The organism is Acidovorax sp. GW821-FHT10A04, assembly GCF_059415825.1.
The window spans coordinates 153,040-169,446 of sequence record NZ_JBWKNZ010000010.1 but is presented as its reverse complement, the minus strand read 5'-3'; the positions used below and the strand labels follow the sequence as shown (position 1 = coordinate 169,446).

Genomic DNA, 16,407 nt, shown 5'->3' with positions numbered 1-16,407 from the left:
TGATGATCATCATATTAAAAGGCAAAAAAAAAGCGCACGGCCTGCACGGGCGGTTCAGGGTGCGGAAGGCGCCAGGTGCTTGAGCGCCGCTTCGCGCAGGCCGTCCGACAGCGCAGGCTCATCCACCGCACGCGCCAGCAGCAAGGCCCCCACCATGGTGGCCACGGTGGCCAGCGCGCGCTCGTGGGCGCCGGGTTGCCCCCAGTCCGGGGACTGGCGGGCGATCAGATCGACCATTTCCTTGATGTGCCGGGTAGCGACACGCCGCACCTCGGGGGCCTGGCGCATGGTTTCGGAGCCCAGCGCGGCCAGGGGGCACCCCAACTCCACCTGTTCCACATGCCCCCGGGAGAGGTAGCTGCCCAGCATGGACGCCAGGGCCGTGCCCGGCGGCACGCTGGCCACCACCTCGGCGGCAGCGGCTGCGGACTCCGCGCAGGCCTTCGCCGCCGCTTCGGCCAGCATGGCCTCACGCGAATCGAAATGGGCGTAGAAGGCGCCATGCGTGAGGCCCGCCTCCTTCATGATGTCCGCGACCCCGGTCCCGTCGTAGCCACTGCGGCGAATGGCGCGGGCCGCCACGGACACGATGCGCTCGTGCGTGGCCTCCTTGGCAGCGCTTCTGGCCGTGGTCTTGCTATTTCGCATGATGCATATCATACAATTTTAGGATGCAAGGCGCAAGGCAGCCCTGCTCACACATGCCGCTTGGCCGGCGCCGGCCCCGGCGGCGCCACGGGCTCGGCATCGGCACGCTCGTGCAGCGCCTCGATCACATGGCAGTGCCCGTCGGTTCCGTCGCAGCGCCGGCGCAGGGCGATCAGGTCGCGCTCCAGGGTCTTCAACTCCTGCAGGCGGATGCGCACGTGGCTCAGGTGCTCGTCCAGCGTGTCGCAGGCAGTGTGGTCAGCGGCGGCGCTGTCCCGGTCCAGCGCCAGCAGCGTGCGCACCTCGTCGAGCGACATGTCCATGGCGCGGCACAGGCGGATGAAGCGCAGTTGGTGGATGTCGGCATCGCTGTACAGGCGGTAGCTGCTTTCGCTGCGCGGGCCGGCCGCGAGCAGGGCTTCCTTTTCGTAATAGCGGATGTTGGCGGCAGAGACGCCCGAGCGCTGGGCGGCCTCGCCGATGCGTAACCTTGCTGCATCTGTTGGCATGTGCTTGACCTTCAAGTGACTTCAAGGATTCCAATCATGGCATGGCGGATCGCAACCCGCCCCTGCACAGGAAAAAACCATGACAACGGAATCGTCGAGCCGACACACAGCCCCGCAAAGCCCGCCACAGCAGCCACCCGCCCCCGTGGCGGTGGCCCTGCCCACGCCCAGGGCATCGGGCGCACGCCGTGCGCCGCAGATCAACGTCTCCTGCTGCGCCCCGGGCAGCAGTTGCGCGGCCGATGCCGCCCCTGCCAAGCCTGCGGCCGCCCCGCATGGACACGACCACGCAAAGGCGCACGACCACCAAGGCCACGACCACGCCGGCCATGGCGATGCAGCAGGCGACCACGCTGGCCACGACCACAGCACCCTGCCCGGCTGGGGCCGCATCGGCGCGGCGCTGGTGGCGGCCACCGGGGCCGAGCTGGTGCACCTGCTGGGCCCGGACACGCCCGTCTGGCACGGCGCCAGCATGGTGCTGGCGGCGGTGGCCATCCTGCTGGCGGGCCTGGGTATCTACAAGGCCGGCCTCCAATCGCTGCTGCGCGGCCAGTTGGGCATCAATGCGCTGATGGCGGTGGCCGTCACGGGCGCCTTCGCCATCGGCCAGTGGCCCGAGGCCGCCATGGTGATGGCCTTGTACGCCCTGGCCGAGCGCATCGAGGAAGGGGCCGTGGGCCGCGCGCGCAACGCCATCGGGTCGCTGCTGGCGCTGAGCCCGGAGCAGGCCGAGGTGCAGCAGGCCGATGGCCAATGGCGCGGCGTGCCCGCGGCCGAGGTGGCACTGGGTGCCACGCTGCGCGTGCGCCCCGGTGGCCGCGTGCCGCTGGACGGCACGGTGACCACCGGGCGCGGCGCGGTGGACGAGTCCAGCGTCACCGGCGAAAGCCTGGCCGTGGACAAGGTGCCCGGCGACAAGCTCTACGCCGGCACGCTGAATGCCCAGGCCGAGCTGCTGATGCAGGTGACCTCCGCCGCCGGCAACACCACGCTGGACCGCATCATCCGCGCGGTGGAAGAGGCCCAGGCCAGCCGCGCGCCCACGCAGCGCTTCGTGGACCGCTTCGCCGCCATCTACACCCCCGCCGTCTTCGTGCTGGCCGTGGTGGTGGCCGTGGGCGCGCCATTGCTGCTGGGCTGGGGCTGGCTTGATGCCATCTACCGCGCACTGGTGCTGCTGGTCATCGCCTGCCCCTGCGCGCTGGTGATCTCCACGCCCGTCACCGTGGTCAGCGGCCTGGCCGCTGCGGCGCGCCGCGGCATCCTGGTCAAGGGCGGGGCCTGGCTGGAGCAGGCGCGCGGCATGCGCGCCGTGGCCTTCGACAAGACCGGCACCATCACCGCCGGCAAACCCGTTCTGGTGGGCCAGGCGCAGTTTGGCGACGATGCTGCCACCGACGTGGCGCGCGCGCTGGCGGGCCACTCGGACCACCCGGTATCGAAAGCCATCGCGGCCGGCCTGGGGGACGCCGCAGGCGCCGACCTGCCTGCGGTGGAGGACTTCACCGCCCTGGCCGGGCGCGGCGTGCAGGGCCGCATTGCCGGCAGCACCTGGCAGCTGGGCAACCGCCGCCTGATGCAGGAGCGCCAGCTGTGGACCGATGTCGTCGAGGCCGCCGCCGCAGAGCACGAGGCCCTGGGCCGCAGCGTGACCCTGCTGGCCGACGCCGATGCCGTGCGCGCCCTGTTCGCCGTGGCCGACACCCTGCGCCCGCAGGCCGTGCAGGCCGTGGCCGACCTCAAGGCCCTTGGCGTGGTGCCCGTGATGCTGACCGGCGACCATGCCGCCGCCGCCCAGGCGGCCGCCAGGGAAGCCGGCATTGCCGAAGTACAGGCCAGCCTGCTGCCCGAGCACAAGCTCGCCGCCATCGCCGCCCTGCAGCACAAGCACGGCATGACGGCCATGGCGGGCGACGGCATCAACGACGCCCCCGCGCTGGCCAAGGCCGACATCGGCTTTGCCATGGGTGCGGCCGGCACCGACGTGGCCATGGAGACGGCCGACGTGGTGATCATGAACGACGACCTGCGCCGCGTGGCCGAGACGGTGCGCCTGTCGCGCCGCACGCACCGGGTGCTGGTGCAGAACATCACGCTGGCGCTGGGCATCAAGGCCGTGTTCTTCGGCCTGGCGCTGGCCGGCCAGGCCACCATGTGGATGGCGGTGTTCGCCGACATGGGCGCCAGCCTGCTGGTGGTGGCCAACGGCCTGCGCATGCTGCGGCCCGAGGGCGGCACCGCCACAGCGGAAAAGACAACCGCATGACCGACCGCCACCCCACCGATCCGCAGGCCGCCGTGGCCGCCGCCCTCGGCACCGCCGAGATGGGCCCGCCCGCCTCCACCCTGCAGCGCCCGCCCGGCAGCCTGCGCGTGTGCCTCACCACCACCCTGCCCGCCCCGGCCGAGTGGGTGGCGGCGCAGCTGCAGACCACAGCGCTGTTTCGCCATATCACCGCGCCGCTGCTGCGCTTTGGCACCATGCAAGGTCCCTGGCCCGCGCACTGGCCGCTCGGCGACACGGAACTGCGCTTCGCGCTCTTCGGCCTCGTGCCCATGGGCCGGCAGACCGCGCGCATCAGCGTGCACGCCTGCGACGGCATCCCCCGCGCCTGGCCGCTGCTGCGCGACAACGGCACAGGCCAGCTCATGCGCGTGTGGGACCACCGCATCACCGTGCACAGCCTGCCCGGCACACCTGGCACGCCCGAGCGCACCTGCTACACCGACGAGGTGTTCGTGCGTGCGCGCCATTTGCCGTGGCTGATGACACCGCTCAGCGCCGCATTTGCCTGGGTGTTCTACCTCCACCGGCAGCGGCGCTGGCGGCAGCTCGCGCGCGGCCATGCCCACGCGCAGGGCCGCGGGGCAGCCGCATGAGCGGCCCGCCACCGCTGGCGCCCGTACCTGTACCCGCACTGCAGCGTCCGGCGTTCGAGCATCTCCTGGCCCGCTTCGAGGCCAGCGCGGGCGAGCCGCCGGCCGCACGCTGGCAATGGCTGGAGGCGGCCCATGTGCTGGGCCAGACCCGGCTGGGCCTGCACTGGCGCTCGCACACCGCCATGCTGCGCTACGCCCTGCAGCTGCGCGACGGGCGCGAGGTGCTTGGCCAGGTGCTGCGCCTGGCGCTGGTGCCATTGGGCCACCTGCTGCAGCGCCTGCCCATCGGCAACATCGGGCGCGCGCATGTGCCAGCTCTGCGGCCCATGGTGCCGGGGGCGGACACCACGGCGCGCATCCATGCCGCGCTGCGGGCCGCGGACATCGGCGCCACTGTCCGCCCAGGGTGAAGGGACGCAGACCTGCCCGACGCGCGGATGGGCAGCTCTCCGACAGCCAGGCGCCTGCAGCAGGTCCATCCTTGGGGTACCGCACGTTTCGCGGTGCCAACCAAGGAAAGCGAACCATGAACAAGGACCAAGTAGCAGGACGTGCCACCGACATCAAGGGCCAGGTGAAGGAAGCCGCTGGCAAGGTTGTCAACAGCCCCAAGCTGCAAGGCGAGGGCCTGGCCGACCAGGCCGTGGGCAAGACCCAGGCGCAGGCGGGCGACGCCAAGGAGGCCGTGAAGAAGGCCATCGACAAGATCTGATCGATCCTTGCGCGGAACAAGCGGCCTGCGGGCCGCTTTTTTCTTGCGACCATGCGAACAGGGGGTCAAGCGGGGTCTTCAACCGCCATCGGGTCCCGCTTTTTCTCGCGCAGCACCGCGTTGACTTCCGCGCCAAAGATCAGCGTGGTCGCGCTGATGTAGAGAAACACCAGGGTGGCCACGATGCCCGCAAAGCTGCCATAGATCAGCGCCAGCTTGCCGGCCGTGCGCAGCGAGTACGACAGCGTGGCGGCCGCGACCACCCACAGGGCCGCCCCGACGAAGGCGCCGGGCAGCACCGTGCCCAGGCGCTGGCGTATGTCGGGCAGCCAGCCGTAGAGCAGCGCGTACAGCAGGCTCAGCGTGATGTAGGCCGCGCCGTAGCGCACGCTGTCGTACAGCCAGACCACCTCGTCCGCACCCTCGACACTGGACACCACGAACTGCCAGATGCGCGGCATGATGATCACCGAGCTGAAGGTGGCCAGCACGCCAGCGCCCACGATGACGGTGAACAGCGTGGCCTTGATGCGCGCCTTCCAGAACGGCAGGCCGCGCGTGATGCCGTAGGAGCGGTTCAGTGCCGAGCGCACGGCCTGCATGCCGGACGAGCCGGTCCACAGCGTCACGATCAGGCCCACGGTGAGCAAGGCCTCGTTGCGCTGCGCGAGCACCTGGCGGATGACGGGCTGCATGGCATCGCGCACCACCGGCGGCGCGTAGCCCACCACGCGCTCGGCCAGTGCCGCGGCCTCGCCGGGCTGGCCGAAGAAGCCGGCAGCGGCGGACAACAGGATCAACAGCGGAAACATGGCCAGCAGCGACGAGAACGCCAGGCTGCCCGCCTGGTTGGCGCTCTGGTGCAGCACATAGTTGCGCACCGCCAGGACCAGCACGCCCAGCACCGGCATGCGGATGCATGCCCGGCCCAGTTGCCGCAGGCCCTGCATGGCCACGGTCAGCACAAAGCCGCCGGGCGCGTCATGGGCGAAGCTGCCCTTCGATGGAGTCGTCCAGCGTCTTGCCGATGGCAGCGCCGATCACCATCTTGGTGGCCGCCACCAAGCCGCCATGCTTGTTGTCCCAGTAGTAGCCGGATGCGGGCACGACCTGGATCACCGTGATGCGCGGATCGTCCTTGCCCTCAGTGAACCAGGTCTTCATGACCGGGTTCCACAGTTCGTCGATCAAGGCCTTGTCGCGGTGGATGGTGGCGGTGCCTTCCAGCACCAGAAAGCCCGAGTGCTTGGCCCCCTGCAGAAAGATGCGCACATGGGGATCGGCCTCAACCTCTCGGTTCTTGTGGCTGTCCGATGCGCTCAGAAACCACAGGTGGCCTGCCCCATCCGCCTTCTCGATGCTCATGGGCCGCGTTCCCTTGGTGTCGCCGCCGGGCGCGTTGGTGCAGAAGAAGCAGGCCCCGGCATCCTCGGCCATCTCCTGGATGCGCCGGGCTGCCTCGCCGCCCGCCAGGTGCTGGTGCGTGTCTTCGGGCTGGTTCTGGTTGATCGAGTCCACGGCGTTCTCCAGGCAGGGATGGGGATTCCGGAATTGGGCCTGACCGCACACGACCGTTGTGTAGGAGCCGATCCGTTGCCCGCGCCATCCAACACGACATGGGCCCATCGGGCGCCCCTGCCGCTGCGCACCCTTGTAGGCCGACAGCGCGTCTACGGGCGCTTGCACCCACCTCGGCAGGCGATCTGGTTAGAGTGGAAAAAAACACCGTTTGAAAGAGAGGCAAGAAAATGAAAGCCCTTTGTTTTGCCGTTGCCTGCCTTGGCTTCGCCGGGTGCAGCAGCACCGGTCCCGCTCCCACCCAGCGCACGGCGGCCGAAGACCCCACGGCCATCTGTCTTTCGGCACTGGACAGCCACGCCAGCCTGGCCGCGCTCAAGCCCCGGGTCGGCAGCATCGCCCAGCCCGAGGCGGCACCCCTGGCGCTGCGCTCGAGCACCGAGGTCGCGACGGTGGGCGAAAAGCCGGCCATCCAGTCGTGGGCAGGCCTGCGCAAGGACTGCGTGAACGCCGGTGCGGAGTTCCGCCTGAAGAACGCGCCGCCCGCCTATGCCGACATCGTGGAAGAGGAGAACTCGCGCTTCACCGTGCTGCTGTCGCGCCTGTACACCGGCCAGGTCGGGTACGGCGAATTCCTCAACGAGCGCATCGCCCTCGACGCCGAGATGAAGAGCCGGCGCAACAACGCACGCGAGCAGCACCAGCGCGCCAACGCGGCCATCCGGGAAGAAGAAGCCCTGCGCCGGCGAAGTGAGCTGAGCAATGCGCTGGCCGCGCTGCAACTGCCCCCTCCCCCGCCCGGCAAGAACTAGGACTCAGTCCTAGGATTCGGCCGTGAAGCCGATGGCCTTGACGATCGGGCCCCAGCGCTCGCCATCGGCCTTGAGCAGCGCCGCCAGCTCGGCCGGGCTCGACGAGCGCGCCTCCAGCCCCATCGCCGCCAGCCCGGCGATCACATCCTTGTCGGCCAGCGCGGTGCGGATGGCGGCATTGGCCTTGGCCACCAGCTCGGCCGGCGCCTTGCCCGGCAGGAAGAAGCCGAACCATTCGTTGTAGGCCATGTCCTTGTAGCCCTGCTCGATCAGCGTGCTGACACCCGGCATGAACTTGTTGCGCGTGGCGCCCGAGGTGGCCAGCACGCGGATCTTGCCGCCCTGGAGGTGCGGCAGGAACTCACCCACCGGCGCCGAGACGGCCGCGATCTGCCCGCCCAGCAGGTCCAGGATGGCCGGCTGCGAGCCGCGAAAGCCCACGTGGCGCATGTCCACCTTGCCGGCGCGGCTGATCAGTTCACCCACGAAGTGCGGCACCGAGCCCGGCGCGGGCGAGCCGAAGTTGGCGCCCGTGGGGTTGGCCTTGCACCATTCGAGGAACTCGGGCACGGTCTTCACCGAGGCCGGCACCTGCGGGCCCACGGCAAAACCCATGTCAAACACCACGCCCAGCGAGACGGGGGTCACGTCGGCCACCGGGTCGTAGGGCAGCTTCTTGTAGGTGTGGGGGTAGATGCCCAGCATGGACATGGGCGTGGCCAGCAGCGTGGCGCCGTCGGCCGGGGCCGCCTTGAGCGTGGTGATGGCGATCTGCCCGCCCGCGCCGGTCTTGTTCTCCACCACGGCCGACTTGGCGTAGCCGCCCGTGATCTGGGTCGCCACGCGGCGCGCCAGGGTGTCCACGGTGCCGCCGGCGGCAAAGCCGGCCAGGATCTTCACGGTGTCGATGGCCTGGGCCTGGGCCATGAAGGGCAGCGTGCCGGCGGCGCCGGCCAGGGCCAGTTGCAGGATGTCACGGCGGGAGGCTGCAGGGTGGTGGTGAAGGTTCATGGTCTGTCTCCTGTGCTTATGGTGCAAGTCAATCAATGCATGCGAACCGGTGGCGGCGATCCGGTACCCGGTGGATGCCACGGCCCGGCGATGGTAAGTGAAAACCGGGGCCATGCGGCATATGGCTACGCTGAACAAGTCCCCGCGCGCCGCGCGCCCCGCTTTGGGCAGTCTGCGTCGTTGCAAATGCTCGCCATAGCACAGGCTATGGCTGCGCTTTGCGCCTAGCAGCCCATCCCAAACCAGGGCACGCGCCATCGCGAAGACTTATTCAGCGTTGCCAAGGAAATGCCCACCTACCGCTCCACCAGATCCGCCAGCCCCAGGCCCGCCCGGCGCACCGCGGCCCAGAACAGCTTGGCATGCAAATCGTTGTCCGGGTCGGTCAGCCCCACGTCGCGCGACGACACCGCGAGCGCCTGGGCCGGGATCGGGGTGTTGGCGCCGGCCATGGAATCGGTCAGCACCTGCACCTCGCAGGCACGCTGCAGCACGTAGTTGAAGTAGAAGGCCTCGGGCAGGTTGCGGCCCGTGACCAGCAGGCCGTGGTTGCGCAGGATCAGGCAGTTGCTGGCACCCAGGCTGTGCACCAGGCGGTCCTGTTCGCCCGGGTGCACGGTGATGCCCTCGAAGGCGTGGTAGGCCACGTTGCCGCACAGAAAGGCCGAATAGAAATTGTTGAACTTCAGGCCCTCGGCCTTGCACGACACGGCCACGCCCGCCGTGTGGTGGGTGTGCATGATGCAGTGCGCGTCCTCGCGTGCCGCATGGATGGCGCTGTGGATCACGAAGCCGGCGCGGTTGACCGGGTAGTCCGCAGCCCCCACCGGCTGGCCCTGCAGGTCGATCTTCAGCAGGTTGTTCGCCGTCACCTCGCCGTAGTGCAGGCCGAAGGGGTTGATCAGGAAGTGCGCCTCCCGCCCCGGCACGCGCACCGTGATGTGGTTGAAGATCTCCTCACTCCAGCCCCGGGCGTGGAACACGCGGTAGCAGGCCGCCAATTGCACGCGCAACTGCCACTCCACCGCTTCCATGCCCTCGGGGCGGGTTGCCGCCAACTCTCGTTCATCGAACATCGTCATCTCCTTTCGGCCGGGAACGTTCTCAGACGCTCTCCAGCATGATTGTCTGGCGGGCACCCGCCGCAATGCGCTTTTGCCACTCCGCAGGCCCGGTGATGTGGGCGCTGGTGCCCCCCGCATCCACGGCCACCGTCACCGGCATGTCCACCACGTCGAATTCGTAGATGGCTTCCATCCCCAGGTCCGCAAAGCCCAGCACCTTGGCGGTCTTGATGGCCTTGCTCACCAGGTAGGCGGCGCCGCCCACAGCCATCAGGTAGGCACTCTGGTGCTTCTTGATCGCCTCGATGGCCACCGGGCCGCGCTCGGACTTGCCGATCATCGCGATCAGGCCGGTCTCGGCCAGCATCATCTCGGTAAAACCGTCCATGCGCGTGGCGGTGGTCGGGCCGGCCGGGCCCACGGCCTCGTCGCGCACCGGGTCCACCGGGCCCACGTAGTAGATCACGCGGTTGGTGAAGTCCACGGGCAGCTTCTCGCCCTTGGCCAGCATGTCCTTGATGCGCTTGTGCGCGGCGTCGCGCCCGGTGAGCATCTTGCCGTTGAGCAGCAGGGTGTCGCCGGGCTTCCAGCTGGCCACTTCTTCCTTGGTCAGGGTATCGAGGTTGACCTTCTTGCTCTTGTTGTAGTCGGGCGCCCAGTTCACGTTGGGCCACAGGTCCAGCGAAGGCGGCGTCATGTACACCGGGCCCGAGCCATCCATCACGAAGTGGGCATGGCGCGTGGCCGCGCAGTTGGGGATCATGGCCACGGGCTTGCTGGCCGCATGCGTGGGGTACATCTTGATCTTCACGTCCAGCACCGTGGTCAGGCCGCCCAGCCCTTGGGCGCCGATACCGAGGGCGTTGACCTTGTGGTACAGCTCCAGGCGCATCTCCTCGACCTTGTCGAGCTTCTCGCCGCGCGAGGACTTGGCCTGCAGCTCGTACATGTCCAGGTCGTCCATCAGGCTTTCCTTGGCCATGACCATCGACTTCTCGGCGCTGCCGCCTATGCCTATCCCGAGCATGCCCGGAGGGCACCATCCTGCGCCCATGGTGGGGACCGTCTTGAGAACCCAGTCCACCACGCTGTCGCCAGGATTGAGCATGGCGAATTGGCTTTTGTTCTCGCTTCCTCCCCCTTTGGCGGCGATGAACACTTCCAAGGTGTTGCCGGGAACGATCTCGGCAAAGATCACCGCAGGCGTATTGTCCCTGGTGTTCTTGCGCTCGAACTGGGGGTCCGCCACTACGGACGCCCGAAGCGGATTGGCGGGATCGGTGTAGGCGCGCCGTACCCCTGCATTGATGGAATCATCCAGGGTACCCTCGAACCCCGCCCACCGGACATCCATCCCCACTTTCAGGAACACGTTCACGACGCCCGTGTCCTGGCATACGGGGCGCCGGCCGGTGGCGCTCATCTTGCTGCTCGCCAGGATTTGTGCAATCGCATCCTTCGCGGCCCGGCTTTGCTCTTTCTCATACGCCCTCGCCAGGTGAGCGATGTAGTCCGGTGGATGGTAGTAGCTGATGTACTGCAGCGCAGCAGCAACGGACTCGACGAGATCGTCGTATTGGATCGTGGTGGTGGTCACGGGCACCTCAATCGACCTTGATGCCGCGCTCGCGGATCAGCTTGCCCCAGCGCTCACGCTCGGCGCCCACGTAGCTGGCCATCTGCTGCGGGGTGCCGGGCGTGGGCTCCACGCCCATGGCGAGCAGCTTGCCCTGCACCGCCTCGGACTGGAGCGCCGCGACCAGCGCGGCGTTGAAGCGCTTCACGTCCTCGGCCGAGGTGGCCGTGGGCACCGTGAGGCCCTGCCACGAATAGGCGTCGAACCCGGTCAACCCCTGCTCGGCCAGCGTCTGCAGCTGGGGCAGCACGCGCGTGCGCTGCTCGGTGGTGACGCCCAGCGCCCGCAGCTTGCCGCCCGCGATGTGCGGCAGGCCGCTGGCCGAGTCGATGAGCATGCAATCCACCTGGTTGCCCAGCAGGTCCTGCACCGCAGGCGCGGCGCCCCGGTACGGCACATGCACGAGGTTCAGGCCCGTGCGCTCGCGCAGCAGTTCGGTGGCCAGGTGGTGGGCCGTTCCGGAACCGGGCGAGGCGTAGGTCACCCCTTGCGGAAGCGCTTTGGCCCAGGCCAGCAACTCCTTGAAGTTGCTGGCCGGCACCCGGGGCGCGACCACCAGGATCAGCGGAAAGCGCGCCATCATGCCGACCGGCGCGAGGTCTTTGGCCGCGTCGTAGCTGAGCTTGTCGAACAGCGCGGGGTTGGCCGCCAGGGTCGCGAAGTCGCCGCTGAACAGGGTGCGACCGCGCTCGCGGGAGCGGGCCACATAGTCGGCCGCGATATTGGTCGCCGCCCCGGGCTTGTTGACGATGACGATGGCCTGCCCCAGCGCCTTGCCCATGGATTCGGCCAGCAGCCGGGCCACCACGTCGGAGCCGCCGCCGGCGGCATAGCCCACCACCCATTCGATGGGCCGGGTGTCGGCGCCGTTGGCGCGCGCCCAATGGGACAGGGGCAGCAGGCAGGCGCTGGCCAGCAGGGCGCGCCGTGCGGGCATGGCTGGTGCAATGAGGGGTTTCGTCATCATGGTCTCCTGGTGGTTCTTGTAGGGGTTGTTGTCAGCGCGCATCCACCTGGCTGGCAGGCTGGGCGCGCTGGAAGGCCGGCAGCGCCATGCAGGCCTGCTCGATGTGGCGCACACGGGCATAGGGCTGCAGGTCGAGCTCGAAGCGCCGCGCATTGAACAGCTGCGGCACCAGGAAGCAATCGACGATGGAGGGCGATGCGCCCAGCGCGTAGTCGCCGGTGGCGGGCACACGGTGGAGCTCTGCCTCCATGCGGGCCAGGCCCTCGGCGCACCAGTGGCGGTACCAGGTGCCGATCTCGGACTCGGGCAGGCCCAGCGTGCCGCGCAGGTACTGGAGCACGCGCAGGTTGTTGAGCGGGTGGATCTCGCAGGCCACGAGCTGGGCCAGCGCGCGGGCGCGGGCCTTCTCCGGCTCGCCCACAGGCAGCAGCGGCACGGCCGGAAAGCGCGCATCGAGGTACTCGATGATGGGCATCGACTGCTGCAGCCGCAGCCCGTCGATCTCGAGCAAGGGCACGAGGCCGAAGCTTGCGATCTCGCGGTAGGCCTCGCCGCAGTGCGCGCCGGCCGCCAGTTGCCATGGCACCGGCTCCCAGGCCAGGCCCTTGAGCTCCAGCGCAATGCGCACCCGAAACGCCGCCGAGCTGCGAAAGTAGGTGTGCAGGCGCAGGCCCTGCCCTGCACTCATGCCGCCACCCCCGTGCGCACGGTCTGCGCGATGGCGCCGAACAGGCTGTGCCCCGCCGAGTCGCGCACCTCGATGCGCACCCGGTCGCCGTGGCGCAGAAAGGGGGTGAGCGCGCTGGCGCCGCCCAGTTGCTCGCGCACCCGGCGCTCGGCCAGGCAGCTCACGCCGGCAGCCGGGTCGCGGTTGGAGACCGTGCCGCTGCCCACGATGGTGCCGGCCACCAGCCGGCGCGTGCGCGCGGCATGCGCGATCAGTTGCCCGAAGTCGAAGTCCATGTCCACTCCGGCATGGGGCGCGCCCAGGCGTTCGCCGTTGAGCGTGGACACCAGCGGCAGGTGCAGCTTGCCGCCGCGCCAGTGCGGGCCCAGCTCGTCGGGCGTGGCGAACACCGGGGACAGGGCCGTGGCGGGCTTGGACTGCAGGAAGCCGAAGCCCTTGGCGATTTCGGGCGGGACCAGGTGGCGCAGCGTGACGTCGTTGGCCAGGCCGACCAGGCGCACCCGGCCCAGCGCGGCTTGCGCACTGCAGCCGATGGGCACGTCGCCCGTGACGACGACGACCTCGGCCTCCAGGTCGATGCCGAAAGCCTCGTCGGCGGCTTCGATGGGGTCGTGGGCACCCAGGAAGTCGTCCGATCCGCCCTGGTACATCAGCGGCTCGCGGCGCAATTCATCGGGCGTGTCGGCGCCGCGTGCGCGCCGCACCAGCTCCACGTGGTTCAGGTAGGCCGATGCATCGAGCCACTGGTAGGCGCGCGGCAGCGGCGCCGCGCAGGCCTCGGGGTGGAAGGCCTCGAAGGGCCTCTGCCCCGCGTCCAGGGCGTCGGCGGTGCGCTGCAGCGCGGGCGCCATGGCGTCCCACTGGTCCAGGGCGGACTGCAGGGTGGGGCATTCGGGCACGGCGCGCATGCGCTGCAGGTCGCGGCTGACGACCACGAGCTGGCCGTCGCGGCGGTGGTTTCGGAGGGTGGCGAGTTTCATGGAGTGGCGGGGGAATCGTTGGTTTCAGGACTGGATGGCGGCCCACATCTCGCGGTCACGCACGTCGGTCCAGATGCGCGGGTTGGCAATGCCCCGGGCTTCGTCGTAGGCGCGCGAGACGTCGAAGGGAATGCAGTGCTCGTAGATGAAGACCTGGCCGAACACGGGGTCCATCACCCGCCGCGTGTCGGCATAGACCTGCTGCAACGTGTGGCCCGCGGCCACCCCGTCGCGCGCGCACTGCAGCAGGGTCTGCACCCAATCGCGCGTGTAGGCGATGGCGTTCAGGCTGTCGGCCGCCGTGCGCAGCGCCGGGCCGCGGCCGGGCACGAGCTGCTCGGGCTTCAGGGCGGCCAGGCGGTCGAGCGTGGCCGGCCAGGCCGCCAAATGCGCGTCGCCGGTGTAGACGCCGGCATTGAACTCCACCAGGTCGCCCGAGAAGACGATGCCCTGCGAGGGGATCCAGACGATGGAGTCGCCGCTGGTATGGCCGGCGCCCAGGTGCAGCAACTGCACTTCGAGGCTGCCCAGGTGCAGGGTCAGCTCCTTGTCGAACACGATGGTTGGCCAGGTCAGGCCGGGAATGCTCTCCTGGGCCTGGAACAGCCGCGGGAAGCGGCCGATCTCCGAGGCCATGTCCTCGGCCCCGCGCTCCACGATCAGGTCGCGCGTGGCCCGGCTGGCGATCACGTTGACGGCCCCCTCGGGCACAAAGCCGGCGGCGCCCAGCACCCGCACGGCGTGGTAGTGGGTGAGCACCACGTGGCGGATGGGCAGGTCGGTCACCTCGCGGATGCGGCGCACCAGGGCCGCGGCCATCACCGGGGTGGCGGTGGCATCGATGACCATCACGCTGTCGTCGCCGATGATCACGCCGGAGTTGGGGTCGCCCTCGGCGGTGTAGGCCCAGGCGTTGGCGGACAGCTGGGTGAAGCTGGTCTTCTTCTCGGCCAGGTCGGCCTGCGAAGCGAATGCGGGGGAATGGCTCATGCGTTCTTTCGATTCAAAGGAGGAAATTCAAGGGAGTGCGGGTTGCAGGCTGCGGCCGGCGGAGCGGGCCACGCTGGCGATGGCGGCCTGCAGCCGCGCGGCGTCGTCCACCTCGGCCGCGAGCGCCAGCACCAGGCGGGCGAGCAGATCGCTCTGCACGGCGGGGGTAGCGGCGTCGGTCAGCGCGATCAGGAACTCCAGTACGTCGTCAAGCTGTTGTTGCGTGCAGGTCATGGGCAAGGGCGGGTGGTGGATCGGTGGGAAGGGGTGTGAGGGCGGCGGCCAGCAGGGCCGGCACCAGCGCCGGCTGCAGGTGGGCCTGGCGGGTGGCGACATGCTGGTCGGGCCGCACAAGCCAGCACTCGCCGCTGTCCGCCCCCACCCCGAGCTGGCGCAGCAGCGCCGCGCGGCCCTGCCCATCGCAGGCCGGGGACACCAGCACCACCGCCAGCAGCGGGGGCTGCACCGAGGCCAGCGCACGCGGCAGCCGGTCGCCAAACACCAGCAGGGTGAACCAGGGGCCCAGCAGGTGGTGCAGGCTGGTGCCGCCCAGGCGCACGTCGGGCAGCGCGGCACCCGCCCCGGCATCGGTGGCCAGCAGCGGCGAATCGGTGTAGCGGCACGGGGCCGACAAGCGGCCGGTGTTGATGCAGCGTGCGGCCCAGGGCAGCTCTGGCGCCATGGAGATGATGGCCTCGCGCCAGAGCCGGGCCGAGGCGTGGCCCTGCGGGTGCACGAAGCGCGAGGAGCGCCGCGCCTGGCGGATGTTCTCGAAGGCCCCCTGCTTGCGCTCGGTGGAATAGGTGTCGAGCAGCGCCTCGTCGGCGCCATGGTTCAGTACCAGGGCCAGCTTCCAGGCCAAGTTGTCTGCGTCCTGCACGCCGCCATTGCCGCCGCGCGCGCCAAACGGCGCAACCAGGTGGGCGGCATCGCCGGCAAACAGCACGCGGCCGGCGCGCAGGTCGGCCAGGCATTCGTGCCGGTAGGCCCAGACGCCGGACCAGGCGATCTCGAACACCAGGTCGTCACCGAACAGGGCGTGCACGCGGCGGCGCATGGCCTCGGGCGTGGCGGCGGCCACGGCGTCCTCGTCTTCGCGCAGTTGGAAATCGAGCCGCCAGGTGTCGTCGGCCATCTTGTGGCGCCAGACCGCGCGCCCGCCGTTGGCCGAGGCGTCCAGCCAGGTCCAGCGCTCCTGGGCCCAGTCGCAGCCAGGCACCGTGATGTCGATGATGATCCAGCGATCTTCGGTGCGGTCATGCACCACGGGCGCCAGGCCCAGCGCAGCGCGGCTGGGGCTGGAGGCCCCGTCACAGGCCACGGCCCACTGCGCGTCCAGTTCATAAGGCCCATCGGGGGTGCCCACGGTGAGGCGCACGCCGCCCTGGTGGGGGGCCATGTGCTCGACCTTGTTGAGCCAGCGCACTTCGGCCAGCGGCTCGGCCTGCAGCGCCTCGACCAGGTACTGCTCCACGTAGTACTGCTGCAGGTTGGCAAAGCCGTTGTGGCGCAGGTCGGGCTGGTCCTGCAGGGTGTAGGAGGTGACGGGCTGGTCCCTGGCCAGCACGCGCGCCACGTTCCAGGCCACGCCCTTGGCGGTGATGCGCCCGGCGACGCCCAGGCGCTCGAAAATGTCCAGCGTGCGCTGCGCCCAGCACATGCCGCGCGAGGCCAGGCCGCGCACGCCCACGGTATCGTCGTCGTCGAGCACCAGCACGGGCACGCCGCGGCGCGCCAGGTCCAGGGCCAGCGACAGGCCGGTCAGGCCACCGCCGATGACCACGGCGGGGCGGGGATCTTGAGGGCGCCCGTCCAGTTCGGGCGGGCGGCGGTAGGGGTAGCGGGGCAGGACGTGCATGGCATCTCGGCGTTGACTGAGCTGCCATTCTCGAAAGCACCGTGTCCCCTGTCTGTCCCCTCGCAGGGGGACATGCGTGCGGCCATGGTCTGTGGCATCATTTCAGGAAAGCGCGCCTGCGCACCCCACGC

18 protein-coding genes are annotated in these 16,407 nt (G+C 69.7%); 5 read left to right on the top strand and 13 right to left on the bottom strand.

Annotated features, from left to right (window positions below):
- Positions 1 to 54: 54 nt before the first annotated feature.
- Together AC07PF_RS21105 and AC07PF_RS21100 are read right to left on the bottom strand one after the other, a co-directional pair.
- The gene (locus AC07PF_RS21105; RefSeq protein WP_145699007.1) at positions 55 to 660 is read right to left on the bottom strand and encodes a TetR/AcrR family transcriptional regulator; all 606 of its coding nucleotides are present in this window, start codon (positions 658 to 660) and stop codon (positions 55 to 57) included.
- A gap of 35 nt (positions 661 to 695) precedes the next feature.
- Complete coding sequence (locus AC07PF_RS21100) at positions 696 to 1,157, bottom strand: MerR family transcriptional regulator (protein ID WP_007857229.1); 462 nt, start codon at positions 1,155 to 1,157, stop codon at positions 696 to 698.
- 79 nt (positions 1,158 to 1,236) lie between these two features.
- Between AC07PF_RS21100 and AC07PF_RS21095 the strand changes: the two genes are divergently transcribed.
- From AC07PF_RS21095 to AC07PF_RS21080, 4 genes are all read left to right on the top strand, one after another.
- Positions 1,237 to 3,426, top strand: a complete 2,190-nt coding sequence (locus tag AC07PF_RS21095; RefSeq protein ID WP_494613155.1) for a heavy metal translocating P-type ATPase — start codon at positions 1,237 to 1,239, stop codon at positions 3,424 to 3,426.
- Positions 3,423 to 4,040 (top strand): hypothetical protein, encoded by a 618-nt coding sequence (locus AC07PF_RS21090; protein WP_494613154.1) that lies wholly within the window; start codon positions 3,423 to 3,425, stop codon positions 4,038 to 4,040. The genes AC07PF_RS21095 and AC07PF_RS21090 overlap by 4 nt, the downstream gene beginning before the upstream one ends.
- The gene (locus tag AC07PF_RS21085; RefSeq protein WP_494613153.1) at positions 4,037 to 4,450 is read left to right on the top strand and encodes a DUF3703 domain-containing protein; all 414 of its coding nucleotides are present in this window, start codon (positions 4,037 to 4,039) and stop codon (positions 4,448 to 4,450) included. Before AC07PF_RS21090 ends, AC07PF_RS21085 begins: the two co-directional genes overlap by 4 nt.
- A gap of 116 nt (positions 4,451 to 4,566) precedes the next feature.
- Entirely contained in the window at positions 4,567 to 4,752 is a 186-nt protein-coding gene (locus AC07PF_RS21080) for a CsbD family protein (protein WP_494613152.1), read from the top strand.
- A 65-nt stretch (positions 4,753 to 4,817) separates the two neighbouring features.
- Here the strand turns inward: AC07PF_RS21080 and AC07PF_RS21075 are convergent, their stop codons facing one another.
- Positions 4,818 to 5,717, bottom strand: a complete 900-nt coding sequence (locus AC07PF_RS21075; RefSeq protein WP_494613151.1) for a YihY/virulence factor BrkB family protein — start codon at positions 5,715 to 5,717, stop codon at positions 4,818 to 4,820.
- 16 nt (positions 5,718 to 5,733) lie between these two features.
- On the bottom strand, positions 5,734 to 6,270 hold the full coding sequence (locus AC07PF_RS21070) for a pyridoxamine 5'-phosphate oxidase family protein (RefSeq protein WP_494613150.1): 537 nt from the start codon (positions 6,268 to 6,270) through the stop codon (positions 5,734 to 5,736).
- A gap of 230 nt (positions 6,271 to 6,500) precedes the next feature.
- Here AC07PF_RS21070 and AC07PF_RS21065 point away from each other — a divergent pair, with 230 nt between their 5' ends.
- Positions 6,501 to 7,082, top strand: a complete 582-nt coding sequence (locus AC07PF_RS21065) for a hypothetical protein (protein ID WP_494613149.1) — start codon at positions 6,501 to 6,503, stop codon at positions 7,080 to 7,082.
- Positions 7,083 to 7,091: 9 nt separating this feature from the next.
- Here AC07PF_RS21065 and AC07PF_RS21060 read toward each other — a convergent pair whose 3' ends face one another.
- The 9 genes from AC07PF_RS21060 to AC07PF_RS21020 all read right to left on the bottom strand — a co-directional run bounded on the left by AC07PF_RS21060 (position 7,092) and on the right by AC07PF_RS21020 (position 16,276).
- Positions 7,092 to 8,093, bottom strand: a complete 1,002-nt coding sequence (locus AC07PF_RS21060) for a Bug family tripartite tricarboxylate transporter substrate binding protein (RefSeq protein ID WP_494613148.1) — start codon at positions 8,091 to 8,093, stop codon at positions 7,092 to 7,094.
- 296 nt (positions 8,094 to 8,389) lie between these two features.
- On the bottom strand, positions 8,390 to 9,175 hold the full coding sequence (locus tag AC07PF_RS21055) for a class II aldolase/adducin family protein (RefSeq protein WP_494613147.1): 786 nt from the start codon (positions 9,173 to 9,175) through the stop codon (positions 8,390 to 8,392).
- Between the two features lie 22 nt (positions 9,176 to 9,197).
- Entirely contained in the window at positions 9,198 to 10,754 is a 1,557-nt protein-coding gene (locus AC07PF_RS21050) for a fumarate hydratase (RefSeq protein ID WP_494613146.1), read from the bottom strand.
- A 7-nt stretch (positions 10,755 to 10,761) separates the two neighbouring features.
- Positions 10,762 to 11,760, bottom strand: a complete 999-nt coding sequence (locus AC07PF_RS21045; RefSeq protein ID WP_494613145.1) for a Bug family tripartite tricarboxylate transporter substrate binding protein — start codon at positions 11,758 to 11,760, stop codon at positions 10,762 to 10,764.
- A gap of 31 nt (positions 11,761 to 11,791) precedes the next feature.
- Positions 11,792 to 12,448, bottom strand: a complete 657-nt coding sequence (gene maiA / locus AC07PF_RS21040; RefSeq protein ID WP_494613143.1) for a maleylacetoacetate isomerase — start codon at positions 12,446 to 12,448, stop codon at positions 11,792 to 11,794.
- Positions 12,445 to 13,428: a fumarylacetoacetate hydrolase family protein gene (locus AC07PF_RS21035; RefSeq protein WP_494613142.1), complete on the bottom strand. Its 984-nt coding sequence runs from the start codon at positions 13,426 to 13,428 to the stop codon at positions 12,445 to 12,447. Before AC07PF_RS21035 ends, maiA begins: the two co-directional genes overlap by 4 nt.
- 24 nt (positions 13,429 to 13,452) lie before the next feature.
- Complete coding sequence (locus tag AC07PF_RS21030; RefSeq protein WP_494607921.1) at positions 13,453 to 14,418, bottom strand: MBL fold metallo-hydrolase; 966 nt, start codon at positions 14,416 to 14,418, stop codon at positions 13,453 to 13,455.
- Positions 14,419 to 14,445: 27 nt separating this feature from the next.
- Positions 14,446 to 14,652, bottom strand: a complete 207-nt coding sequence (locus tag AC07PF_RS21025; RefSeq protein ID WP_494613141.1) for a DUF2783 domain-containing protein — start codon at positions 14,650 to 14,652, stop codon at positions 14,446 to 14,448.
- Positions 14,627 to 16,276, bottom strand: a complete 1,650-nt coding sequence (locus AC07PF_RS21020) for an FAD-dependent oxidoreductase (protein WP_494613140.1) — start codon at positions 16,274 to 16,276, stop codon at positions 14,627 to 14,629. Before AC07PF_RS21020 ends, AC07PF_RS21025 begins: the two co-directional genes overlap by 26 nt.
- Positions 16,277 to 16,407: the final 131 nt, after the last annotated feature.